Source organism: Paenibacillus sp. J22P15 (genome assembly GCF_056269345.1).
In genome coordinates, this window is sequence record NZ_JBWDNT010000015.1 from 1 (window position 1) to 24,737 (window position 24,737).

A 24,737-nucleotide genomic window follows, 5' to 3' on the forward strand; every position below is an offset into this window, starting at 1 on the left:
TCAATAAGCACATATATGTGCTTACAGACAACTAACTAAGGCTACTTTCCAGCTGTAAGATCATATAGGTGCTTACAGCTTCATTCCTACCTCACCCATACCACTTTCCTACTCAATAAGCACATATATGTGCTTACAGACAACTAACTAAGGTTACTTTCCAGCTGTAAGAACATATACGTGCTTACAGCTCTATTCCTACCTCGCCCATACCACTTTCCTGCTCAATAAGCGCATATATGCGCTTACAGACAACTAACAGTGTCACCTTTCCCTCCCTACACCGTTAATGTAAAAATGGCGGTACAGGAATCGTTCCCTGCACCGCCATTCTTAAATATATCTATAATAAGCTTGTCTCTTCCTCTTCCGAGACAACCTCTATGTTTTTTCAATAAATGTTACTTCGCTGTAACGCCGCCATCTACCGGCAATTCAACGCCTGTGATGTAAGAGGACGCATCGGAAGCAAGGAACAACACTGCTTGCGCTACTTCTGAAGCTTGTCCCACTCTTGGCAAAGCAGTCTGTGACAAGAACCACTTCAGCATATTCTCGTTATTGACAAACTCTGAGCTCATCGGTGTTTCAATAAAGCCTGGATGAACCGAGTTAACCCGGATGTTGTCTTTACCGAAATCAACTGCAGCTGCTTTGGATAGCATACGAACCGCGCCTTTAGATGCTGTATACGCGCCAGCTCCGCTGCTGCCTGTCAATCCAGCAATAGACGAAATGTTAACAATCGATCCGCCATTATTAGCTTGCATAGTTGGAATGACATGCTTCATGCCAAGGAAAACACTTTGAAGATTAATCGCCATTACTTTATTCCATTGTTCAATGGTTGTTTCCAACAAACCTAACGCCATAGAGATCCCTGCATTATTAACCAACACATCTATTTTTCCGAACTTCTCAATGGCAGCTGCTACAACTTTAACCCATTCTTCCTCTGATGCAACGTTGTGCTGGAAAGCTGCTGCTTCTCCGCCTGCTGCTTCAATTTCTGCTACAACCTTCAACACGGCTGCTTCATTAATATCAGTCGCAACAACCTTGGCACCTTCTTGCGCACACAAAAGTGCTTCTTCACGTCCCATGCCGCTTCCTGCGCCAGTTACGATTACAACTTTATTGTTTAATAATCCCATTTATTATCCCTCGCTTTCTTGTTTTTATTATCTTTCACTTAAATATTAACGCTATATCCATGAAATATCCACTTTAAACCCATGAAAATACCATAAATAACTCATAATTTTGAATAATTAATTAACAAAAAAGACATTAGACAAATAAATGTTTTTATGTCCCTTTCGCATCCGCCTTTTTAGCATCACTCTTGTAAATTCACTTCTACTTGGCCCTTCCGGGCAACAATTTCATCAATAAAGCATTGCAGTGTGCTCGTTAAATAAGAATCCTTGCGTCGGATAAAAATAGTCGTAATCTCACGATAAGGTTCAGGCACGTTATGGCTGCATACCGTACCGCTTGCAACCAAATCCACGATCGACGATTCCGGAATAATCGATATGCCTACTCCCGCAGCTACACTGCCAATAATAGTCCCAAACGTGCCAAACTCCATAATTTGTTTCGGGATAATTCCCTCCACCTTCATCCAGCTTTCTAGTCTCCCGCGGTATCCGCAGCCTTTATTGTAAAGCAAGAGAGGCGTCGTGGTGATGTCGTCCATAGAGAAGTCGTTGCCTTTGGTCACCAGTACAAGCTTTTCTTGAATGACCTCAACCTGCTCGATTAATGGATGTCTGATGGGTCCCGTCACAAACGCCCCGTCCAGCTTCATATCAATGACCTCTTGCAGCAACTGATCGGTCACTCCGGCTTTTAACGATAATTCAACATTAGGGTACTTGCTATAATATGACGATAAAATATAAGGGAGTGCAACGACCGTCTCTACAATGCCAATTTGGAGAACTCCTGAAGGGTTTGATTTATTTTGAAAAGCACGCTTCATTTCCTCCATCTTCAGCAAAATTTCTCTCGAATGCTCAAGCAAACGTTTGCCTTCTGTATTTAGAATCATTCCCCGTTTATGTCGGTAAAATAAAGGCGTATCCAGCTCCTTCTCAAGCAGCTTAATTCTTGCTGTCACATTCGATTGCACATAATTAAGCTCGAGTGCTGCTTTGCTGATACTGCCGTGTGCCGCTACCGTCTCAAATATTTTCAAATCCTTAAATTCCAACCTGATCCCTCCACAACAATCAACAATCCGTTCCTATGCGACTTTCAATAACTATCATTATAAATGATGATAAACTTTATTTTCAATCATTTTACTAACGCCTTCCAACACCCTATGATTGGCTATAGACAATAAATTCGGAACATAAATTGATTAGGGAGAGACCATTCGTGCTAAACAAACAAGTCATCATCGGATCCATACTATGCCTCATTGCAAGTATGTCGTGGGGAGCTATGTTTCCCGTTGCCCACATTGCATTACAACAAATTGATCCATTTTATTTCTCGTTTATTCGTTACTTCGTCGTTGCGATCATCCTCAGCGTACTGCTGCTACTGAAAGAAGGGAAAGCGTCGTTTCGCCTGGAGGGCAAGGGCAAAGTGTTGATGTTCTACGGAGCAATGGCATTTACCGTTTATAATATGGCCGTTTTCTTAGGACAGCATCTCATGGGTGAGTCAGGCACCGTCGCTGCTTCGATCATGGAAGTGCTTATGCCGATGATATCTATTATGGTAATATGGGTCACTAAAAAAACAGCGCCAAAAAAATATATGCTCACGAGTGTAGCTATTGCGCTTGTTGGGGCTCTACTTGTGATCACGAACGGGAAGTTAGCCTTTTTCATGATGGCCGGACAGCATATTTTCCCGCTCCTGCTCATTTTTACGGGGGTTGTCGGATGGGTCGTTTATTCGATGGGGGGAAGCAAGTTTAAGGCTTGGTCTATACTCCGCTATTCAACATTAACCTGCTTGCTAGGCAGTGCTGTATCTTTCGTAATCGTTGCGCTCGCATCTGCCTTTGGTGTGCTGCCAGTGCCAACTTTGGACACGATCCTATCGATTAAATACGAAATGTCCTTTATGATCTTGCTGCCTGGTCTAGCCGCTTTGTTGTGCTGGAATGCAGGTATCAAACTGTTATCGCCGCTAAACGGCATTTTGTTTATCAACTTTGTTCCGATTACGACTTTCGTCATTATGGCCTTCCAAGGCTATCGGATTAGCATTTATGAAGTTTTCGGAACGCTGCTGGTCATTTTGGCACTCATTCGTAACAATATACACCAGAGAAAAGCACTTCACGAAGTCGATAAGAGCACCGCTCCTGCTCCTGCTCGGCGCCCTCTGAAAGGTCAGACCATAAAAGCGACTTCATAATTGAACATTCAAATCAAGCTATAACGACAAAAACACTCCGAATCGGAGTGTTTTTTTGGATTTCAACGCTATTCACACTACCTATTTCGGTGTTTATTCGCTCGAATTGAAAAAAATGATGGATCAGCGTATCATCTACAGTGTGAAAACTAATTGTACTGGGGCTGAGAATAATGATGAAAAATGAGATTATAACCAGATTTATTACATATGCGCAAGTTGACACACAGTCTGATGAAAGCAGCAGCACCTGCCCTTCCACGCCAGGACAGCTGACTTTAGCCCATATGCTCGTCGAGGAACTGAAAGCCATCGGCATGCAGGAAGTAACGATGGATGATAACGGCTATGTTATGGCTACTCTTCCTTCAAATACAGACAAGGAGATCCCAACAATCGGCTTCCTTGCCCATATCGATACAGCGACCGACTTTACGGGTACAAACGTGAAGCCGCAAGTTTTGGAGCAGTATGACGGTCAAGACATCGTCTTAAACGAAGCGCTGAATATCGTGCTGTCGCCGAGTGACTTTCCAGAGCTAGCTGACTATAAAGGCCATACGCTGATTACAACAGACGGCACTACTCTGCTTGGCGCAGACGATAAAGCCGGCATTACCGAGATCATGACGGCCATGGCTTATCTCATCCAGCATCCAGAGCTGAAGCACGGCAGAATAAGAGTTGCCTTCACGCCAGATGAAGAAATCGGCAGAGGCCCGCATAAGTTTGATGTAGCTGCCTTTGACGCTGCCTATGCCTATACGATGGACGGCGGTCCGCTCGGTGAGCTTCAATACGAAAGCTTTAATGCGGCGGGTGCTGTCATTACGTGCATCGGTAAAAACGTGCACCCGGGTACAGCCAAAGGAAAAATGATCAACGCAGCCAAAATCGCGATGGAAATTCACGGAAAGCTGCCTGCTGAGGAAACGCCAGAGCTCACAGAAGGCCATGAAGGCTTCTATCACCTGTCGTCCATTCAGGGTGACGTGGAGCAAACTCAGCTTCGTTATTTGATACGTGATCATGATCGCAACCGATTTGATGAGAGAAAACGCGAGCTTACTCGCATTGTGGAGGAGCTTAAGGGAAAGTATGGGGAAGAGCGTATTGTGCTTGAAATCAAAGACCAATACTTCAATATGAAAGAGAAAATCGAGCCTGTCAAAGAAGTCGTGGATATTGCCGAGCAAGCGATGATCAATCTAGGTATCCGTCCGATTATTCAACCGATTCGCGGCGGTACAGACGGCTCTCAGCTATCCTACATGGGATTGCCGACACCGAATATATTTACAGGCGGGGAAAATTATCATGGCCGCTATGAGTATGTTTCCGTAGACAATATGGTGCATGCAGTCAATACCATCATCGAAATCGTTAAGCTGTACGAACAAAGAGCTTAACCGCACTCGCAGAGGCATCGTCCTCGCCGTTATGATCCAAACAGGCTGTCGTTCAATTTGAACGGCAGCCTGTTTGTGCTTGGAATGAAGCGATATGTACTCTTATTGGGACGGTTCTTTCACCCGCTCCGTCTCGTTGTTGCTTGTAAAATCATTGAGTCCATTATCGATTAATACCGCTGTCTTATCACCGTACTCTTTAATAATATGGGTTTCGCCCCATGCACAAAGGGAATCTAATATCGATTTCAAGCTCCATCCATATTCACTGAGCTCATATTCTACTTTCGGAGGCACCTGATTGTAGCTAATCCGATTCACGATCCCGTCCTGCTCCAGCTCCCTTAACTGCTGGGTTAACATCTTTTGCGTAATGGCTGGCATAATACGTTTGAGATCGCTCGTTCTTTTTTTGCCATGCGTCAAATGACAGAGAATCACACATTTCCACTTGCCGCCAATAACCTCTAAGGTCGCTTCCACCGAAATATTATATTTTTTCGTGATCATATTATAATCCCCCATACTGGTGTATCGCTCATTTATTACTTTTTAGTGCCTATCCCACTTCAAAGTGCGTACTGTTCATCACTTCTTAAATAATACATAATAGCACTTACCGGCCGGCATCACCAGACAAAAGGGGTTAGACAAATGGCTTTAGATAAAAAAAGAAGTACTTTGGCACTCCTAGCATTAGCTATAAGCGCCTTTGCAATTGGGACAACGGAGTTCATCAGCGTAGGGCTGCTCCCGCTTATAGCAGAGGACTTGAATATATCGGTGACAACATCAGCATTAACCGTTACTTTATATGCTTTGGGGGTAACCTTTGGAGCACCCATCTTAACCTCAATAACCTCTACCGTTCCAAGAAAAACATTATTGTTTTGGATTATGATTGTTTTCATTGTTGGAAATAGTCTTGCCGCGGCAGCGAGCAGCGTAGGCATACTGCTGACAGCTCGCGTCATCTCCGCGCTGGCGCACGGTGTGTTTATGTCCATTGGCTCCACCATCGCTGCCGATCTAGTACCCGAGAACCGCAGGGCAAGTGCGATAGCGATTATGTTCTCTGGACTCACCGTAGCTACCGTTACAGGCGTTCCCTTGGGTACATGGATTGGACAACACTTCGGCTGGCGCGCTGCTTTTGGCGGTATTGTAATCATTGGCATCGTTGCCTTTATCGCTAACATGATTCTGATTCCTTCCAATTTGCGCAAAGGAACCAAAACGCCGCTTCGCGAGCAGCTTAAGGTGGTGACGAATGGCCGCTTGCTGCTTGCATTCGCCATTACGGCTATCGGCTACGGCGGTACGTTTGTTGTCTTTACTTATTTATCCCCGTTGCTTCATGATATAACCGGATTTAAGGAAAGTACGGTAGCGGTCATTCTTCTGGTATACGGAATTGCCATCGCGATCGGCAACATCATTGGAGGAAAGGCAGCGAATCGAAAGCCTGTTTCTGCCTTGTTCTATATGTTTATTTTGCAAGCCATTGTACTTTTCATACTTGCATTCACTGTACCGTTTAAAGCCGCCGGCTTGATTACGATTATATTAATGGGCTTATTTGCTTTCATGAATGTACCGGGACTACAAGTCTATGTAGTGATGCTCGCAGAACGTTATACACCAAAAGCGGTCGATGTCGCTTCTGCTGTCAACATCGCCGCATTTAATGCCGGGATTGCGATTGGCGCCTACTTAGGCGGTGTCGTTACGGACACGATTGGTCTTATTCATACAGCTTGGGTCGGAGCATTGATGGTTCTCGGAGCCGTCATCTTAACCGGCTGGGCAAGATCTTTGGACAAAAAAGACGCATTGAAAAATTAGGAGGAAATAATAATGATCGCAAAACATTTACAAGATACAACTGCTTTACAAAACGGTGTTCAAATGCCTTGGTTTGGTCTCGGCGTATTTAAAGTTGAAGATGGCTCTGAACTGGTTCAGGCCGTCAAGGCAGCCATTAATAATGGCTATCGCAGTATTGATACAGCAGCTATTTACGGCAATGAGACAAGTGTGGGACAGGGCATTCGTGAAGCCATTGCAGAGACTAACGTCGCAAGAGAAGAGCTTTTTGTTACATCAAAGGTTTGGACTGCCGATCTCGGGTACGAAGCTACTCTGGCAGCTTACGAAACAAGCCTAAATAAACTTGGTTTAGAATATCTCGATTTATATCTCATTCATTGGCCTGTGGAAGGCAAATACAAAGAGGCGTGGAGAGCTTTGGAAACCTTATATAAAGAAGGCCGTGTAAAAGCTATCGGCGTAAGTAATTTCCAAATTCATCATTTAGAAGAGCTGATGAAGGATGCATCTGTTAAACCTATGATTAACCAAGTGGAGCTTCATCCACAATTAACTCAAAAAGAATTGAGCTCTTATTGCAAGGAGCAAGGCATTCAAATGGAAGCCTGGTCCCCATTAATGCAAGGCCAACTGCTTGATCACCCTGTCTTAAAGGAAATCGCAGTTAAGCATAACAAGTCGGCAGCCCAAGTCATCCTTCGCTGGGATTTACAAAATGGGATTATTACGATTCCAAAATCGACAAAAGAACAGCGAATGATTGAAAACGCGGACGTATTTGATTTTGAATTATCCAAAGAAGAGCTCGCTCAAATTGATGCTTTGAACCAGAACCTTCGGGTTGGTCCAGATCCGGACAACTTTGATTTTTAATCAAATATTTTTCACTAAACGAGACGCCATTTCTTTCAACGATGAGAGAAATGGCGTCAATTTCATTGCAGGAAAAATATGCTATAACAGCGAACCTATTGTACATAAACCGTCACTGCAGTTTTTTTTCGCATTATAGCAATCAAATAACATAAAGTGGAGGGCATTATGGCTAACTTAAAATTTCGTGAAGATGGTACATTCACCATTGTTCAATTTACCGATTTGCATTGGCAAAATGGGGAGCAAGAGGATCTGCAAACTTATGCTTTAATGAAAAGTGTTCTGGAGGCGGAATCACCGGATTTGGTTGTCTTCACGGGTGATGTTATTTATAGCACTCATTGCACAGATACGATAGAATCCTTTAAAAATGCGGTCAAAGCAGCCGATGAATGTAACATTCCATGGGCAGCTGTATTTGGCAATCACGATACCGAAGCAGGCTCCACGAAGGAAGAGCTGGTCCGCTTGCAGCAGAGCAGTCCTCTTTGTTTGACCGAAGTAGGTGCTAGCTTAGACAACAGAATTGGAAACTTCGTACTCGAAATCCAAGCTCATAAGGATAACAGCCCCGCTGCGGCATTATATCTATTAGACTCCGGCGACTATGCGAGTCAGCCGGTGGAAGGCTATGCATGGGTAACCCACAGCCAAATCGGCTGGTATAAGGAACAATCTAAACGTCTGACTAAGCAAAATAATGATGTCCCTCTTCCCGCGCTCGCTTTTTTCCATATTCCTGTGCCTGAATATAACGAGGTGTGGAAGGAGCATACCTGTTATGGACAGAAATACGAAGGCGTAGCGAGCCCAAAAGTAAATTCCGGGCTATTTACTGCTTTTCTTGAAATGCAGGATGTGCAAGGAACGTTTGTAGGTCATGACCATATCAATGATTTCTGGGGCGAGCTTCACGGTATCCGTCTCTGTTATGGAAGAGCAACGGGCTACAACACCTATGGGAAAGAGGATTTTCCACGCGGTGCAAGAATCATTCGCCTAGTGGAAGGAGAACGCGGCTTTCAGACATGGCTTAGACTAGATGACGGTACTGTCGAATCCAATCAGCCAGAGCATCTGCCTGAACAAGGCTAAACCATGAAGTACAGAAGCGAAAATAAGGGCAGCCGTCTTGGCTGCCCTTATTTCTGTTTTCGTTTTAACAGATTTGCACTAACGCCGCTGCAGGAGGTCCACATGAATTTTCACTACCGCTTTTTTAATTTTTGTAGACGGTTGGCCCATTCCAGGTCTGTGTATATCGTTAGGAAAAAAGACGGCAAACATGCCTGGCTTAAGATGGAGTGAAATCTCATCCTTCGAAGGTTTGTATAGCGCGTAATCCTGTTCACTGTCATAAGGCTTAACAGGTACATCCTCTTCGCTCAGTGATGACCAGCCGATCGTTTCTTCGCCTTCAATTACATATTGCAGGTCGATATAGGACTCATGTTTCTCAGCAAGATGGTCTTCTGAAGCCTTCGCATCAAATTCCATAAATGAAGCATACATATGGTCACCATTAATCTCGACTCGGCCGGCAGCAGGATTTTGTTTAAGCAATTTCTGAAGTTCTTCCATCGCTGTTACAATGATCGTATTTTCGTACTTACTTTGATCTCCCCATGATGACAAAGAACCTAAAATCATAACCTATTCCCCCATTGGCGTATTCAAAAAATGTGTTCCACATATGTTATGCTTCAAAGCAATTTCACTGCAACCGATGCGGCTGTACTTTCTTTGTTTCGTATTGAATCCTCATAGGCTCTCTTGAAATATTCAACATATAATACATCGAGCAAATAGAGCTGTGAGATCTTCGCAGATAATGAACCGCTTTGCAACGGTCCTTCATTCGCACCGCATAGCAGTGTAAGATCGGAAAATGACGTTAATGGCGACTTTACGAATCGGGTAATAGAAATGACGGTCGCACCGGTTTCTTTTGCTTTTTTGGCCACTTCAATGGTATCCTTGGTCGAACCGGAATAGGAAATAACGATGGCGACATCCCGCTTGGTCATTAATGCCGCCGACATCATCTGTAAATGCGAATCAATACTGCATTCCGTTTTGTTTGTGATACGCATAAATTTAATTTTCGCTTCCATTGCGGTCATTAAGGAAGAACCCACGCCAAAAAATATGACTCGCTCTGCTTGAAGCAAATGTTCAATGGCCTGATCCATTTTATCGCTATCGATCAAATTATAAGTCTCGTTCAATGCGCTGATATTGGAGGACAGCACCTTGGAGGACACTTGCTCTATCGTATCGTTCATCAGAACCTTGTCCGTAAGCTGCGGTATTTCATTCTCCACTGTGATGCTGTGTGCAAGTGCAATCTTGAAATCCTGATACCCTTTGTAGCTTAACGATCTGCAAAACCTGAACACACTGGACTCGCCTACTCCGCAGCTATCTGCAAGATCAGTAATCGACATGTATACGACTTTTTCCGAGTGTTCAAGGACGTAGTCAGCTACTTTCTTTTCCGTATTCGTCAGGTTGTTGTATTTCGAATGAATTGTTGTGAAAATATTGACTGTACGCAACCCATCACCTCCCCAAATCCTGTACATTCAGCGTAAAAATAATGATGCCGCACCTAATAAGCCAGCCTTATTGCCAAGAGAAGCCTTTAGAATACCCACACCCAAAAAACTGTCCATAATTAAATCTTTTGTTTGCTTCTCTACTATTCGGACTAGGTCATCCTGCTCCATCACTCCGCCACCAATAATGATTGCAGGTGGATTGAAGATATGAATGAGTGAAGCCAAGCCCGCTGATACTTCAGCAGTCCATGCATGCAAAACTTGATTTAGCGCATCGTTTCCTACTTGTATTTTATCAAAAAAAGCTTTCCCGTCTACAACTGCCGGATCTGCTTCTTGGGCCATTCGAATCAAGGCTGACGTTGAAGCATAGGTTTCGTAGTATGGTTTTCTCATGTTGCCATTCGCCTGAGACAGCGGACGAGTAAACATATGACCAAATTCAGCCGCTGATCCGCTCGCCCCCCGATATATTTGTCGGTTCATAACGATAGCTCCACCAATACCCGTTCCAAACGTTAAGCATAAGAAATCATTAAACGACTTTGCTGCGCCAAAGTACGCCTCGCCCAGCGCAGCCGCATTCACATCATTTTCTACCTTTACAGGCTTATGGAATCGATTCTCCACGATCTCTCTAATCTTCATCCCAGTATAATCGGGGATATTCTCGTTTGCATACAAAATGCAGCCCTCTTCAGCGTTCACTTGACCAGCCGTACTGATTGCGATAGCATCGAATTGATGATAGGACTCCATTTGATCAAGCAATCTTTCCATAAGATGCAAGCCGCCCCTATGAGCCTCGGTAGAATACTCCTTGAACTGAGTAATCGTTCCATGTTCGTCGCAAATGCCGATCTTAGTATTGGTACCGCCTATATCCGCCGCCAAAATGTTCATTCCCATTGGCTACTCAACAGCCTTTACGAATTTTTTAGTTATTTCCATCGGTCTTGTAATGGAGGATCCCACTACTGCCGAATAAATCCCTTGGTCAAATAATCGTTTTAATTCCTCTGGTGTTGAGATGCCGCCCTCCGCAATGACCGGTACGTTAATGGAATGAACCAGCTTCTCTATTAATTGAAAATCTGGTAAAGTGTTATGTTTCGTTGCTTCGGTATAACCGCTCAATGTCGTGCCAATCATGTCGAACCCAAGCTCTGCAGCCTTAATCGCTTCAGCATACGTGGAGCAATCCGCCATAAAGAGCTGGTCTTTATACTTTTCTCTTAGTGAAGGAAATAATTGCGATATCGTTGTACCATCCGGTCTCACGCGATCCGTCGCGTCCATTGCGATGATGTCTACGCCTTCAAGGCACAGCTCATCCACTTCCTTCATCGTCGGGGTAATGAATACAGATGACCCCTTATAAACCTCTTTAATAATTCCGATAATGGGTAAGTCAACGTGCTTCTTGATTTCTTTTATATCCTCTACGCTGTTAGCACGTATACCTGCAGCTCCGCCTAAGAACGCTGCATATGCCATTCTCCCCATAATAAATGGACTATGAAGCGGTTCATCTGGCAAGGCTTGGCAGGAAACGACCAGCTTTCTTCTTATCATATCAAGTACATTTCTATTCCTATTCATTGGACTCCACTCCACTACTGTTAGATTTACTCCTTGACTGCGCCAGCCGTCATTCCCTGGGTAAAGTACCGTTGGAATAATAAGAAGATGATCAGCATCGGGATTGCGGCAACGGTAGCTCCAGCCATTTTATATGCAAAGTTTGGATTCAGATCCTGCATCAACGTTGCGGTACCAACCATCAAGGTTTTCATATTTTTCTCTTGTCCTATTACTAATTGCCACAAGTAATCGTTCCACACTTGAACAAAATTCAAAATAAATAGAGCACCGATACCAGGTTTTATAATTGGAAGCATAATTTGAATAAACGTTCTCCATTCACCCGCCCCATCAATTCTTGATGCTTCTCTTAATGCGTTTGGAGTCGCATCGAAAAACCCTTTTAATAAGAATACACCAAATGCTGTGGCAACGTTCGGCCATATCATACCGTGATAACTATTCACCATGCCGAAGTCTTGTGTGATACGAAATAAAGGGACGATCATAATTTCTTTCGGAATCATAAGGCTCGAAATAAAAATGATGAAAATGATGTTTCTGCCCTTGAATTTCAGTTTGGAGAAGGCATATGCGGCCATCGCCCCTACGATAATGACAAGTACTGTAGACCCTCCAGAAACCAATATACTGTTAAAGGCCCATCTCAACGCGGGTTGGCTTTGAAATACATCCACATAGTTGGCAAATGTAATCGTGGTCGGCCACCAATCCGGCGGCATCTTTACAACGTCTGAACTGTTTTTGAGCGAGCTTGTAAATAACCAATATAAAGGAAACAGATTAAGAATAGCGAAGAGGGTTACGATTACATTCGTTATAACATCAAATCGCTCCATCTTCTTCTTGTTGTGTTTATTTTGCGACATGTTAACTATCCCTCACTTTTCCTTAATCAAGACTCTTAGCTGAGGCACTGACAACAATAATGTAATCAGGAACATAATGACCCCTACTGCAGAAGCTACGCCGAGTTGATTATATTTAAAGGCGTTATTATATAGGTAATACATCAGTGTCACAGAGGCGTTGTTTGGCCCGCCGCCTGTTAAGAGCTGAATGACAACAAATATTTTTAGAACGGCAATGATGTTGATGATTGCGATATACACGGTAGACGATTGTACCGATGGAATGAGTATTTTCAAAATAACCTGCCATCTGCTGGCTCCATCTACTTCCGCCGCCTCAAACAAATCCTTCGGTACACCAATCATTGCAGCGATGTACAAAATAATCGCTTGTCCCACATTTGTTGCGAATGTTACGAATATAATAACCGGCAAAACCGTCGTTGTTTTCCCTAGGAGATTCACCGTACCTAGACCCATTTCCTGAGATAAGTAAGAAACCAGTCCATTAGCAGGGTTGAGTAGAAAGCCCCATACCATACTCATGACGACCATAGAAACCATGACTGGAATATAGTAGCTTCCTCTAATGAATGAAACGTATTTTGCGTTTTTGTCAAAAACAGCAGAGGCTACAAATAGCGCAAAGCCTACCGTAAGGATGACGATAAATACAACGAACACAACCGTGTTAATGAGTGCTTTGAAAAATATAGGATCGCTAAACAGTGTTACATAATTGTCAAGTCCAACAAACTTCTCACTTGTATAACTGATTTGATACAAGCTGAGCCTTATTCCCTCAAAGATCGGATAGACCAAAAAAATGAGAAAAATCAGCATTTGAGGCGAGATAAACAAATATCCAGTTAAATTTTCTTTGAAGGATTGATTACGTAGTCGTCTCATGTTGTATTCCTTTCTAATTAGCGGCCTTGAGATTTCAACAACCCCAAGGCAGCCAATCGTGTAATGATGTGTTACTTATTTATTCTGGTAGATGACCGAGCTTTCTTTATTCGTTTGAATGACCTTGTTGCCTTTAGTTTGGTAGTCCTTCACGGCCTGCTCAGCTGTTTTGGAACCCATATAAAGTGCTTGCAGCTCCGGATAAAGAACTTCCCTTAGCTGGCTGTATCCCGGAACATTTCCAGTGAAGTTAAACAAATATTTTGAATTGGCATCATATGCAGCGAACAGCGGGTTAACACTTTTAAACTCTTCAGAAACAGAAGTTCTTACTGGAATGCTGTTCTTTGATGATTTCACCAATTCTGGATCGGTCGAGAAAAACTTAACGAAATCTTTGGATGCTTCTATTCTTTTCTCGTCCTTCGTTTGGAATACGCTTGCTCCAACTACATAAGTGAAGGATAGCGGATCACCGCTTTCAGACGGAATATTAGCAAGCCTTGCATCAAACTTTGTAGCCTTGCCGCTTTCCATATCGGCTTTTGTATTGTTGAACAAGACTGGATTCGTGAAGCTGATCGCAAGCTGTTGGTTTTGGAACATACCGTTTGCATCATTCGAAGATACCGATTCTGCACCTGGATTCGTATAGCCAGCGTCTTTGATCTTTTTGAGCCAAGCTGCCGCTTTTGCGCCATTAGCATCATCTAGTACGATATTCCCTTGCTCATCAAAGAACTTGTTTCCAAACATTCTCATATAGGCAAGATTCCATGTATCCCCTTGATTATTCATGGCGTATAGAGCCATAGGATACGCATTGGAATATTTATCTTTCGGCAGGTTGTCTTTCAACCCTTTCAGAATTTCTTCATACTCGGCTAAAGTCCATGTTTTGATTTCATTTTCTCCGCCAACGAATTTATCCAAGCCAGCTGCTTTAAACATGTCTGCGTTATACACTAAGGTACCCGGATTATGCTGGAACGGATAGAAATAAACATCTTCACCGAACGTTACAGAGTCCCAATAGCTTTGAGCGATGTCACTTTTTGCTTTGTCATCCACAATGTCGTTCAACGGCACCAACGCACCACGGTGAACATAATCGCCCATTGCAAAAGCGCTTTCAAAAAATACATCTGGCGGGGTATTACTGCTTAAGTTAACGTTGAGAAGCTGATCACGCTGATCTCCTGCAATAACCTCTACATTAATTTTTACATCATACTTCTCGTATTGCTTTGTAAATTTATCAGCCGCGTATTTCATGAAGCTATCATAATCGGCGCCTTGCTCAGTGGCATCCAGCACACCTTTCCATTGCGGTGTTAACCACACTTTAAGTTCTACCTTTTCTTTTCCCCCGCCTGTGCCCTCTTCTGCATTCTTACCCGTATCATTATTGCCAGCGCATCCAGCAATAATGGAAGTCAACATCATCAGAGCGATAACTATACCAAGTAAGCGTTTTCTATTCATACAAATATCTACCCCTCTTTTAATAGACTTATGACTTTGACCCTATGCGTTTGCTATGATTACACGCAGTAACGTTCGATTGCTTGATCGATCATTTTTATAATGTCATCAATCGGTCCCGAATCTGCACTCGTTATACCTTCAAGCGGAGCTCTCACACTGCCTATATTTACGCCTCTTCTATTCAGAACCTCTTTGATCACTGCGTACATAGATCCTTGTCTTGAACAGAGCGCAATTATAATATCATTGATATCACTTTGAAGACTCTTCGCTTCATTGAATTTGCCTTGCTGGATAAATAGATTGGCTTGCAAGAACAGCTCTGGCATTGCCCCGTATGTGCCCCCTATTCCTCCATCAGCGCCCATGATTCTTCCAGCGACAAACTGCTCGTCCGGTCCGTTGAATACAACTACATCGTCTCCGCCAACTCTTTTGAAGCGTTCAATATCCATCGTTGGCATTGAGGAGTTTTTAACACCAATGACCTTTTTGTTTGCCAGAAGTTTCTCAAACAATGATGGCGTTAACGTATATCCCGTTGTTTGCGGAATGTTATAAATAATAAAGTCCAAAGGCGTTGCATCAATAATCGTGCTCCAATATTTATAAACCGCACTATCTGGAAGCTTAAAATAAATAGGCGGAATCGCTGATAGCGCATCATAACCGAGTTCTGCCGCATGCTTAGCAAGTTCAACACTGTCTCTTGTTGAAGGTGCGCCGACATGCGCGATAAGCGTCATTTTACCTTTCAAATGTTCAGCTACATAGCTGAGTACCGCTTTACGCTCGTCCAAGTTTTGATAAATACATTCTCCTGAGCTACCACCGACATAGACCCCTTGTACTTGCTTTTCATACAAATAATCACATAAATCTTTGGTTCGAGCTTCTGAGATATTTCCTTCATCGTCATAGCAAGCATAAAACGCCGGTATGATTCCATGGAACTTTTCTAATCTCAATGAAATCCCCTCCTGATGTAATAGTATTTATTAGGCACAAACAACATATCATAGAATTTGAATGTTGTAAATTATTTTCACCATTATTTAAATTAAGAAAAAAAGTTTCACCACATTTTTTTCCATTGAAAATCGGTTCAAAGCTAGTCGTAGATAAGGCCGGTTCATCCCGTATGAAACATATTATGGATCACTTTTTCTTTTACTATTCAGACCCTAATTTCGTTAGCAATCTACGTTCAAGCAGGGCGTGTGCTATCGTTTATTATTTCGGACCCATTCCACAAAAAAAATAGGCAGACCGCTTAACAATAGCGCTCTGCCTATTTTTTCTTAAAAATTTAAATCTTCTTCACAAACTCGGACTTTAGCTTCATCGCTCCGAAGCTGTCAATTTTGCAATCAATATCATGATCGCCTTCGATCAAACGAATATTTTTCACTTTAGTACCTATTTTTATGACGAGTGAGCTTCCTTTTACTTTAAGATCCTTTATTACAGTGACAGAATCACCATCGTTTAACACATTTCCATTTGCATCTTTGATAATCCGTATATCATCATTGTTCTCGGATTCTGATTGTAAACTCCACTCATGGGCGCATTCTGGGCAAATCAGAAGGCTTCCATCTTCATAGGTGTATTCTGAATTACATGCCGGGCAATTTGGCAAGCTAGACATCTATTTATGTCCTCCATTCGTTATTAATGAATCAAGCTCTCCTTGAAGGAGCATCTACAAGTATATTGGATAATCAGTAATCATTCCACCATATATGACACAAATAACCCCGACTTCTCTATGAAGCTGGGGTCGTTTGCTGCTTACCGTATTCCTTTTATTATTCTTTAATCAATTCTTTGGTACTGCGCACGGTATCAATTGGACGAACTAATTTCTCAATTTCTTCACGCTGCGGCTCTAAAAACGGGGGCAGAGATAATTTCTCCCCAAGCGTTTCATAAGGCTCATCCCCCATAAATCCTGGGCCATCCGTTGCAAATTCGAATAAAATTTGGGGAGCAACTCTCGCATACAAGGATTGAAAGAAATGTCGATCCACATACCCTGACGATGGCAATCTAAAGCTCTCTAGACGATCAATCCATTCGTTTAATACGCTGCGGTCCTCGACACGGAATGCCACGTGGTGAACAGTTCCGAACCCTTGATGAGCTTGAGGAAGCACTGCATTGTATTCAACGACGACTTGAGCCCCGTTTCCACCCTCGCCAACTTCAAATAGATGGAATGAGCCTTCTTTCGCTATTTCTTTAAAGAGCAGCACTTTTTCAAGCATGGCTTTGAAATTTTCGAAATTAGAGATACGAATAAAGATTGGACCTAAACCAGTAATCGCGAATTCTAGCGGAATCGGTCCCTTTTGCCATGGCACTCCTGAAGCTATACCTTTATTGTTTTCATCCGAAATGAGCTGGTACTGTTGGTCATCAAAGTCAACGAAGGATAGCGTTTTTTTGCCGAACATCTCTTGAATGCCTGTATGCTTCACTTCTAGACGATTGAAGCGTTGCTCCCAATATTGCAGAGCTGCATCACTTGGCACTCGGAAAGAAGTTTTTGATATTTCATTCGTACCATGTACGCCTTTCGGAATATGTGGGAAATCGAAAAATGTCATATCTGTACCCGGGTTGCCTTGATCATCCGAGAAAAACAAATGATACGTTTGAATATCATCTTGGTTCACGGTTTTCTTGACTAAACGCATGCCTAGAACATACGTGAAAAATTCATAATTGCGCTCTGCGCTGCTTGTAATAGCTGTTACGTGATGTATTCCTTTTAATTGATTCATTGTAAATCCTCCATTTCGATTTTAGCTTACCCGTGCTGCTTTATTAAATACCGTACGCTATAATCATCTTTAATTTAATTATCTTTAATTTAAGATAAATATATCAGGTTTATTTTCTTCTGTCAACACATGAGTATGATACCCATGGGAAATACAATCCACAGTGTCCGCGTTGCGTTCTTATAACATTTTCCTCCATAATGGTTATATCCAATGAGAACTAAACGAGATAAAGCATAAAGAGGAGACCGAATCCATTATGGTGAAGCAGCCCTTAATACTAATCGTCGAAGACGAGCCCAGAATGAGAGAATTGGTTGCAGATTATTTGGAAGAAGAGGGCTTTAATATTATACAAGCTGCAAATGGTTATGAAGCGCTTGAACATGTGCGCCGCACCCCTCCCGATCTAGTCGTATTGGATGTCATGATGCCCGGCATCGATGGTTTTGAAGTATGCAAACAGCTGCGCAGTCATTCTCAGACCATCATTGTTATGCTAACGGCTAGATCTGAGGAAGAAGATAAATTGTATGGATACGAGCTTGGAGCTGACGATTATGTAACCAAGCCCTTTAGCCCCAAAGTGTTAACCGCCAAAATCAAGGCGCTTCTCAGCCGGTGGTATGCTCAAGAAGGGTCGGCACAGACAAAGAAACATCAGGACTTGGAAATTAACGAACAGGCTCACGAAGTGTATCTTTACGGCAAGCTGCTGGAACTGTCACCGAAGGAATATGAGCTGCTGCTATTTTTCTCCCAACACCCGAATAGCGTCTTATCAAGAGATCTATTACTGGACCGCTTATGGGGAATTGATTATTTCGGCGATGTCCGCACGGTAGATACACAAATTAAACGTCTTCGCAAAAAACTCGGGGACAAAGCAGGCTGCATCCAAACCGTACGGAACAATGGTTACAAATATCAAAATAAGACATGAGGTCATAATGAAAAGAGAGCGGTTATATTTCAAACTATTTTGGCTTACCTTAGTCGCTTTAATGATGTTCATCCTCTTATGGATGGTGCTTCAGACTAAATTTTTTGGGACCTTTTACATCCAGCAGAAGTCTAATGAGCTGTCTAATCAATTGGAACAACTATATGATAAGTACGCGAGCGGCGTCTATAACTTGAACGAAAAGCCTACAGAGGTCGTAAACTTCGAACAGCGCTTTTACGGCTTAACTGCCACATTGTACAAACAAGGAAATAAAATCGAAGTGTACGACGGGGGCTATAATGCTATACCCGCTGTTCCTGTGACACCCTCAATCATACAGCCAAATTACGATATTTCTTTTCATTCTGATTCACCGCCGAACAGCCAGCAGCCGGCGGATGATAAGAGTATAGAAGCTCAGCCCCTCATCCCGGCAACCTATATTAACCCTTACAGTGGACAGCTATCTGCAGCCTTAAGCATTTGGCTGCAAGATGCCGACCGATTCAGCCCCCTATCCAAAACAGGGCAGGTAACTGTTACGAGAATAACTTCCTTTGATCCCGATAACGAGAATATGCTGTTTGCCGCAGTGAAGCTGCCGGACGCGGTCAATCATATCGGCGGAGATGCTTATCTGATTGCACTAGCCACACTCCAGCCTGTCGGCGACGCCGTTCAAGTGATGAGCCGATTTTATATTTACTTTTATGCGCTGGCTGCCATCCCGATTTTACTTTTTGCTTATTTCCTATCACGCACGATTACATCGCCGCTAATTCAACTGAACAAAGTGGCAAAGCGGTTAGCAAAGCTTGATTTCACCGCAGCGGTACATATTAACCGGAAGGACGAAATAGGTCAACTTGCGGGAACGATGAACAGTCTAGCTCGAAATTTACAGCAAACGATGGCCGATTTGCAGGAAGCAAACACCAAGCTGCATGCCGAAATTGAGAAAGAAAAGCAGCTTGAACGACTGCGCAGACAATTCGTAGCCAGCGTGTCGCATGAATTGCAAACGCCGGTCAGTCTAATCCAAGGTTATGCAGAAGCACTTCAAGACAATGTAGCCAATGGATTGAAACGAGATAAATATGCGGGTGTTATTATCGAGGAATCGGATCGAATGGCCCGTCTTGTCACTGATTTACTGGACTTGTCCCAGCTGGAGAGCGGCCGGTTTGCGCTGCAATGGTCCAAGGTCCCGCTTCAAGAAACGATCCGCTCCGTACTCATTAAATTAGCGCCGCTCTTGAATGAGAAATCGCTTCAACCCGAGCTGATTGGGCTGGATGCGGAAGAGCTGTGGGTGCGATCAGATCGACAGCGGTTGGAGCAAGTACTAATCAACCTGCTGAGCAATGCGATTCGCCATGTACCCGTTCATGGACGTCTGGAAATAAGGGTAAAGTCTGAGCACTCGTCTGTACGGTTAGAGCTTAACAACGAAGGCAGGCCGATTCCCGAAGAGGATGTGCCCTATATATGGGACACCTTCTATAGAGCAGATCGCTCGGGCAGCCGCGCACTTGGGGGAACAGGCATCGGCTTGTCCATCGTCAAAGCTATATTGCAACGTCATGAAAGTGAATACGGCGTGATCAATGAGGAGGATGGTGTAACCTTCTATATTACCCTTCCTCTTGAGCATCAAGCTTAGTTACGCAGTAAGCCACATTAAAAAAACAGTCTAAACCCCTTTCGTTCTGGGATTTAGACTGTTTTCGTTTACGAGAACATCATCTTTTAGCATCACCCAATAATACTAAGTAACACTTCACTTCCTAAGCGCCTCCGCCGGCTCGGCAGCGATTAATTTGCGACTTACAATCGTACTTAATAACAAAATAATGATGAATGTAGAAATGACGGTAATTGCAATTTGTACGGGCTGTATGATCATGCTGCCCCCTAACATTAGGCTATAAATATAATTGATGATGAAGAACATACCTATACTTAAAACCGTTGAAGTGCAGGCTAAAAGTATATTTTCGACCGATAAAATCCCTCTAATCCAACCCTTGTTATAGCCGAGTGCAGATAAAATCCCGACTTCGCGGTAACGAGCATTCGTTTGTTTGGCGAGCAATACGATACTGATGAATAATGCGATCGTTAATATCAGAACAGATACAGCAAAAAATAGCTTCTTTAAGCTGTTAAACGTATTTTCGAGTGCAGCGACCTGCTCCACAGCCGTTTTGGCGGCTATGTTCTTACCCTCCAACTCTTCGGTTACAGGTACAATGTCCGAAAAGCTTATCACATCATAAGAAACAGAAAATGGTTTCTCTTCACCGCTGCCATCATACATGGATCGCTCTAAATCAGAGCTAATGAAAAAGTCATCATAACCTGCGTTATAAATTCCACTGATAGTTAAGGTGACACTGCTTCCTTTGTAATCAAGTATTAGCTTCTCACCAATTAACTCATGGATGTTAGCCGAAAATTTCTTACCGACACTCGGTGTAATCGAAATTTCATTTTCCCCATACCGCGGCATGATGCCATAAGACATATTTTCGGTCGCTTTAGGCATCGGTATTTTTTCTTTTAAGCTAACCGTCTCATCTTTAAGCGTAAGAGATAAGTCCTTTAGCACATACTGATAATAAACATTTTCAATTCTCTGATCCTCGCTTAATAATTTGAACGGATCCTGCTTCTCATTTAGCGCAATATAGCCGTTATTAAACGCAGTGTTTTTCTCTTTGAAATCCGTAATGGATTGACTCATAATGTTGCTCGATGAAAGAGATACAATAAATAACGATATTCCGAGAGCAATGACCAAGCTTACAATTATATAGCGAGCTAGATGTACTCTAAAATTTTTAACTGCACGCTTCCAAATAGAAACCTTGGCCGCACCATCATTACGATGCTGTACCTTAGATTGCACTGCTGCGTTCGCCTGTGCTGCTAGTGATGAAACAACTTCGATTTTCCCATTCACAATCGAAATGACCTCATCCGCCCACGCGCATATCTTCTTATCATGGGTAATGACAACGACCAGCCGATCCCGAGCTATCTCTTTTAAAATATCCATAATCTGATTGGACAGCTCGCGATCGAGCGCTCCCGTTGGTTCATCCGCAAATAAAATTTGTGGATCATTGACAAGAGCTCTGGCAATCGCCACACGTTGTTTTTGGCCGCCCGACAGGTTTTCCACTTTTTCTTCTGTTTTCGTCTCAATGCCGAGCTGCTTTATTAGAGTAAAAGCTGTTTCAAGGTTTTGTTGCTCCGATTTCCCATTTAGCTCCGCAGCAAGCATAATATTTTCGAGCACCGTATAACCGCTTATTAAATTATAGCTTTGAAATACGAATCCAATATGCTTTTGCCTAAACTGACAAAGCTCAGCAGCAGACATTACTGTAATTTCCTCATTGCATACCGTAATGGCTCCCTTATAATTCGTATCAAATCCAGCAAGCATGTTTAACAAGGTACTCTTGCCGCTGCCTGATGCTCCAAGGATACAGGTGATCCCCGTCTCCCGAAACGTATAGTCGATATGATTTAGAATCGTTTGGTCACCATACTTTTTTGTAATTCCCTCTACGCTTATCATTATCTGTCACCTGACTTTAAAGATTTAAACAAATTCACAGTTGGAATTACCATCGATGTAACCATCCCGCACAGGGCACCTACTAGGATGATCAGCCCGCCTTCAATTGCGAAGGTTTGAACATTTAAAATAACGAAGCCTGTAAATGATTTCATAGCCATGTTGATAAGCGGTGAAGTGATGATGAATAATACCATCGCTGCTATCGCAACAACCAGATACTCTACAAATGAAATCTTCATCAGGCTGCTATTGCTGTACCCGTTTATTTTATAAATCGCATATTCCTTTTTACGCATAGCTGCCGTCATGAACGAAATGGCAAGCGAAACGACGAGAGCAAGAATACTAATGACAATGACAGCTGATCCCGATTGCTCTTTAGCCTGCTCATTTAGTCGAACCATGTCCTCCACAAGCTCAAATCTGCCGTTAGGAACAATCCCATCTGCGAGCAGCTCGTCCTTCAGTGCAATCATATCCTCTGGGCTATTCGCTCTCATCGAGAAATTAGACGTTTTGGAAGCCATATTTGCTTGTTCTCGCATCTCGATAACCGATGATTTGCTGAAGAAGAAGGAATCATTCACTGGGTATTGCTTGATCTCTCCGTTATACTCGTATATAGCTGTTGTATCTGCCACACCGACTATTTGGGTCTTTGTCCCTACGGGCATTTCAACAGGCTCCCCTGAATCCCAATTGAATAAGGTCCCTCTAAGATCTATCGTTTTGCCGATCAGTTCATCCGCTGTGATACCCAAAACATCTGCCAAGCTGTTTGAGACAACCACTTCATTCGTATCACCCATCGGCATTTTTCCAGCTAAAAGCTTTTTAAACACAGGGACATTATTCGTGCCTTCAATTTTGTGCTCTTTGCCATCAACAACTAACGTGATGTTATTCACCGCTTGGGCGAATACGACATGCTCCACACGTTCATCCTTCAAATATTTATCGTATAGCCCTGCTATATCCTGATCGACATCAACACTCGGCTTTTGCTCTCCATCCGACCCGCTTGCACCGCTTGCACTAATGAACTTTGCAGCAATATCAATGTCTAAGAGCCCCTCGCCCATAGCCGCATACAGCTCATCAAAGCCATCTTGACTCGTGTTTTGTATGCTGCCGGATGTATTCATCAACAAAAAGCTGCTGGATACAAGTATGGCTAAGACTAGTACGACATATCTGCTCATTTTACTTTTTACATTTGTTAAGGATACGGATAACGCTCGCTTTAATGACAGGGCTGGCTTGGTTACACTCTGTGTCGTTTTCATTTTCCCTTGCTCTATACTGTTTGCGGAAACCAGTTCACCCTTATCCATCTCAAAAATACTGCTATGCTCATCAAGCATCGAAGTATCATGCGTAACGATAATTACGGTTCGCGTTTTGGCGATTTGCTTTAAAATGCTAACAATAATGCTGGCAGACTTCGGATCAAGTGCCGCTGTAGGCTCATCTGCAATGATGACTTCAGGATTTTTCATAAGCTCTCTTGCGATAGCGACTCGCTGTTTTTGTCCGCCAGATAACGTTCTCACCTTCTGCTTGGCGAGTTCATTAATTTTTAACTGTTTCATTATTTTAGTTATTTGTTCGTCGGATACGGTTTCGTTCAAATAAAGAGGCATTTTAATGTTATCAAACACAGTTAAGTCCTCGATCAAATTAAACTCTTGCCACACAATCCCAATCTTTTTGTTAAAATACTCACTTTTCTCCTCTGTCGTAAGTGTTTTTAAGCTTTGTTTTTTGTAATAGGCTTCTCCTGTAAAATCTTGATCCAATCCAGAAAGGATCTTGAGAAGTGTCGTCTTCCCGCTCCCTGAGGCGCCAATAATAAAGTTTAGTCCTCCCTTGATCTCAAGAGATATGTTTTTGAGCGCATACTCCTGGCCAAATAATCGGGATACATTTTTCATTTCGAACATATTTATATCTCCTATCTTCCTGTAATATATCTATACTATAAGGGGACAATGTGTCAGTCAGATGGCGGCGTATTTTCTGCTGCATAGGCAAAAAAAAAAACAACAAGCCCAGTCCTCATGACTGTACTCATTGTTTTCCTGATTTCTTACTTCTATTTACTTGAAAAACACTTTTTCCACGTTGTACTTTGCTCTAAAAGTGTTAATCATATACGTTTCGTAAATCTCCCGATCTACAGCATCCTCATTGACATAAACCTCAATTTTGGTCACTTCATTTCGATGATCCTTCATAACAGATACAGTATCCTCGAAATGCTTTTTGATACGAGGTCTTAACTTTCTTGCTTTTCCAACGAACAACAGCTCGTCCTTATCGTTGTAAAATGCGAAAAAACCGCCCTTTTCCCGAGTGATCAGGTGAAAATCAGTAAAGCCGTAAATATTGCTCAGCTCGGGGTTCCTTTGTTTTGAAATCGTCACGTCCGGCGCTGGAATCGTTATATTTATCATAATCGGTCACTTCCTCTTTCCATTTAGGTATAAATATTAAC

General features: G+C 42.8%; 23 protein-coding genes. 7 read left to right on the top strand and 16 right to left on the bottom strand.

The genetic code is table 11. The annotated features are described in order from the left end of the window. Positions 1 to 401 precede the first annotated feature (401 nt). Together AC0YN6_RS22780 and AC0YN6_RS22785 are read right to left on the bottom strand one after the other, a co-directional pair. Positions 402 to 1,154, bottom strand: coding sequence for an SDR family NAD(P)-dependent oxidoreductase (locus AC0YN6_RS22780; protein ID WP_475749682.1), 753 nt, complete (start codon positions 1,152 to 1,154; stop codon positions 402 to 404). A 185-nt stretch (positions 1,155 to 1,339) separates the two neighbouring features. Then, positions 1,340 to 2,218 carry a LysR family transcriptional regulator gene (locus AC0YN6_RS22785; RefSeq protein ID WP_475749683.1) on the bottom strand — a complete coding sequence of 293 codons (879 nt, stop codon included), beginning with the start codon at positions 2,216 to 2,218 and terminating at the stop codon, positions 1,340 to 1,342. 221 nt (positions 2,219 to 2,439) lie between these two features. Here AC0YN6_RS22785 and AC0YN6_RS22790 point away from each other — a divergent pair, with 221 nt between their 5' ends. Beyond that, entirely contained in the window at positions 2,440 to 3,384 is a 945-nt protein-coding gene (locus AC0YN6_RS22790; RefSeq protein WP_475749792.1) for a DMT family transporter, read from the top strand. Positions 3,385 to 3,560: 176 nt separating this feature from the next. Then, on the top strand, positions 3,561 to 4,793 hold the full coding sequence (gene pepT, locus AC0YN6_RS22795) for a peptidase T (RefSeq protein WP_475749793.1): 1,233 nt from the start codon (positions 3,561 to 3,563) through the stop codon (positions 4,791 to 4,793). 102 nt (positions 4,794 to 4,895) lie between these two features. On the opposite strand, the gene AC0YN6_RS22800 is transcribed toward pepT, so the two are convergent. Continuing rightward, a complete protein-coding gene (locus tag AC0YN6_RS22800; RefSeq protein WP_475749684.1) occupies positions 4,896 to 5,303 on the bottom strand; it encodes a winged helix-turn-helix transcriptional regulator in 408 nt (135 codons plus the stop codon). Between the two features lie 144 nt (positions 5,304 to 5,447). Here AC0YN6_RS22800 and AC0YN6_RS22805 point away from each other — a divergent pair, with 144 nt between their 5' ends. The 3 genes from AC0YN6_RS22805 (at position 5,448) to AC0YN6_RS22815 (ending at position 8,594) form a co-directional block, all read left to right on the top strand. Further along, complete coding sequence (locus tag AC0YN6_RS22805; protein ID WP_475749685.1) at positions 5,448 to 6,638, top strand: MFS transporter; 1,191 nt, start codon at positions 5,448 to 5,450, stop codon at positions 6,636 to 6,638. A 15-nt stretch (positions 6,639 to 6,653) separates the two neighbouring features. Next, positions 6,654 to 7,496, top strand: a complete 843-nt coding sequence (locus AC0YN6_RS22810) for an aldo/keto reductase (RefSeq protein ID WP_475749794.1) — start codon at positions 6,654 to 6,656, stop codon at positions 7,494 to 7,496. Between the two features lie 168 nt (positions 7,497 to 7,664). Beyond that, on the top strand, positions 7,665 to 8,594 hold the full coding sequence (locus AC0YN6_RS22815) for a metallophosphoesterase family protein (RefSeq protein WP_475749686.1): 930 nt from the start codon (positions 7,665 to 7,667) through the stop codon (positions 8,592 to 8,594). 78 nt (positions 8,595 to 8,672) lie between these two features. Here the strand turns inward: AC0YN6_RS22815 and AC0YN6_RS22820 are convergent, their stop codons facing one another. From AC0YN6_RS22820 to AC0YN6_RS22865, 10 genes are all read right to left on the bottom strand, one after another. Beyond that, on the bottom strand, positions 8,673 to 9,149 hold the full coding sequence (locus AC0YN6_RS22820) for a NanQ anomerase/TabA/YiaL family protein (RefSeq protein ID WP_475749687.1): 477 nt from the start codon (positions 9,147 to 9,149) through the stop codon (positions 8,673 to 8,675). Positions 9,150 to 9,202: 53 nt separating this feature from the next. Next, a complete protein-coding gene (locus tag AC0YN6_RS22825) occupies positions 9,203 to 10,057 on the bottom strand; it encodes a MurR/RpiR family transcriptional regulator (protein WP_475749688.1) in 855 nt (284 codons plus the stop codon). A 27-nt stretch (positions 10,058 to 10,084) separates the two neighbouring features. Next, the gene (locus AC0YN6_RS22830) at positions 10,085 to 10,969 is read right to left on the bottom strand and encodes a type III pantothenate kinase (protein WP_475749689.1); all 885 of its coding nucleotides are present in this window, start codon (positions 10,967 to 10,969) and stop codon (positions 10,085 to 10,087) included. Between the two features lie 3 nt (positions 10,970 to 10,972). Beyond that, entirely contained in the window at positions 10,973 to 11,662 is a 690-nt protein-coding gene (locus AC0YN6_RS22835) for an N-acetylmannosamine-6-phosphate 2-epimerase (RefSeq protein ID WP_475749690.1), read from the bottom strand. Between the two features lie 26 nt (positions 11,663 to 11,688). Beyond that, positions 11,689 to 12,534 (bottom strand): carbohydrate ABC transporter permease, encoded by an 846-nt coding sequence (locus AC0YN6_RS22840; protein ID WP_475749691.1) that lies wholly within the window; start codon positions 12,532 to 12,534, stop codon positions 11,689 to 11,691. Between the two features lie 12 nt (positions 12,535 to 12,546). After that, positions 12,547 to 13,425 carry a carbohydrate ABC transporter permease gene (locus AC0YN6_RS22845; protein ID WP_475749692.1) on the bottom strand — a complete coding sequence of 293 codons (879 nt, stop codon included), beginning with the start codon at positions 13,423 to 13,425 and terminating at the stop codon, positions 12,547 to 12,549. Between the two features lie 75 nt (positions 13,426 to 13,500). Then, complete coding sequence (locus tag AC0YN6_RS22850; protein ID WP_475749693.1) at positions 13,501 to 14,910, bottom strand: ABC transporter substrate-binding protein; 1,410 nt, start codon at positions 14,908 to 14,910, stop codon at positions 13,501 to 13,503. 59 nt (positions 14,911 to 14,969) lie between these two features. Beyond that, entirely contained in the window at positions 14,970 to 15,881 is a 912-nt protein-coding gene (locus AC0YN6_RS22855; RefSeq protein WP_475749694.1) for a dihydrodipicolinate synthase family protein, read from the bottom strand. Between the two features lie 341 nt (positions 15,882 to 16,222). Next, complete coding sequence (locus AC0YN6_RS22860) at positions 16,223 to 16,564, bottom strand: zinc ribbon domain-containing protein YjdM (protein WP_475749695.1); 342 nt, start codon at positions 16,562 to 16,564, stop codon at positions 16,223 to 16,225. A 160-nt stretch (positions 16,565 to 16,724) separates the two neighbouring features. Beyond that, the gene (locus AC0YN6_RS22865; RefSeq protein ID WP_475749696.1) at positions 16,725 to 17,702 is read right to left on the bottom strand and encodes a ring-cleaving dioxygenase; all 978 of its coding nucleotides are present in this window, start codon (positions 17,700 to 17,702) and stop codon (positions 16,725 to 16,727) included. 259 nt (positions 17,703 to 17,961) lie between these two features. Between AC0YN6_RS22865 and AC0YN6_RS22870 the strand changes: the two genes are divergently transcribed. Then, positions 17,962 to 18,645: a response regulator transcription factor gene (locus AC0YN6_RS22870; RefSeq protein ID WP_475749697.1), complete on the top strand. Its 684-nt coding sequence runs from the start codon at positions 17,962 to 17,964 to the stop codon at positions 18,643 to 18,645. A gap of 7 nt (positions 18,646 to 18,652) precedes the next feature. Further along, positions 18,653 to 20,311 carry a sensor histidine kinase gene (locus AC0YN6_RS22875; protein WP_475749698.1) on the top strand — a complete coding sequence of 553 codons (1,659 nt, stop codon included), beginning with the start codon at positions 18,653 to 18,655 and terminating at the stop codon, positions 20,309 to 20,311. A 117-nt stretch (positions 20,312 to 20,428) separates the two neighbouring features. Here AC0YN6_RS22875 and AC0YN6_RS22880 read toward each other — a convergent pair whose 3' ends face one another. The 3 genes from AC0YN6_RS22880 to AC0YN6_RS22890 all read right to left on the bottom strand — a co-directional run bounded on the left by AC0YN6_RS22880 (position 20,429) and on the right by AC0YN6_RS22890 (position 24,696). After that, complete coding sequence (locus tag AC0YN6_RS22880) at positions 20,429 to 22,237, bottom strand: ABC transporter ATP-binding protein/permease (protein ID WP_475749699.1); 1,809 nt, start codon at positions 22,235 to 22,237, stop codon at positions 20,429 to 20,431. Then, positions 22,237 to 24,183 carry an ABC transporter ATP-binding protein/permease gene (locus tag AC0YN6_RS22885; RefSeq protein WP_475749700.1) on the bottom strand — a complete coding sequence of 649 codons (1,947 nt, stop codon included), beginning with the start codon at positions 24,181 to 24,183 and terminating at the stop codon, positions 22,237 to 22,239. Before AC0YN6_RS22885 ends, AC0YN6_RS22880 begins: the two co-directional genes overlap by 1 nt. Before the next feature lie 156 nt (positions 24,184 to 24,339). After that, positions 24,340 to 24,696, bottom strand: coding sequence for a GIY-YIG nuclease family protein (locus AC0YN6_RS22890; protein ID WP_475749701.1), 357 nt, complete (start codon positions 24,694 to 24,696; stop codon positions 24,340 to 24,342). Between the last annotated feature and the right edge of the window lie 41 nt (positions 24,697 to 24,737).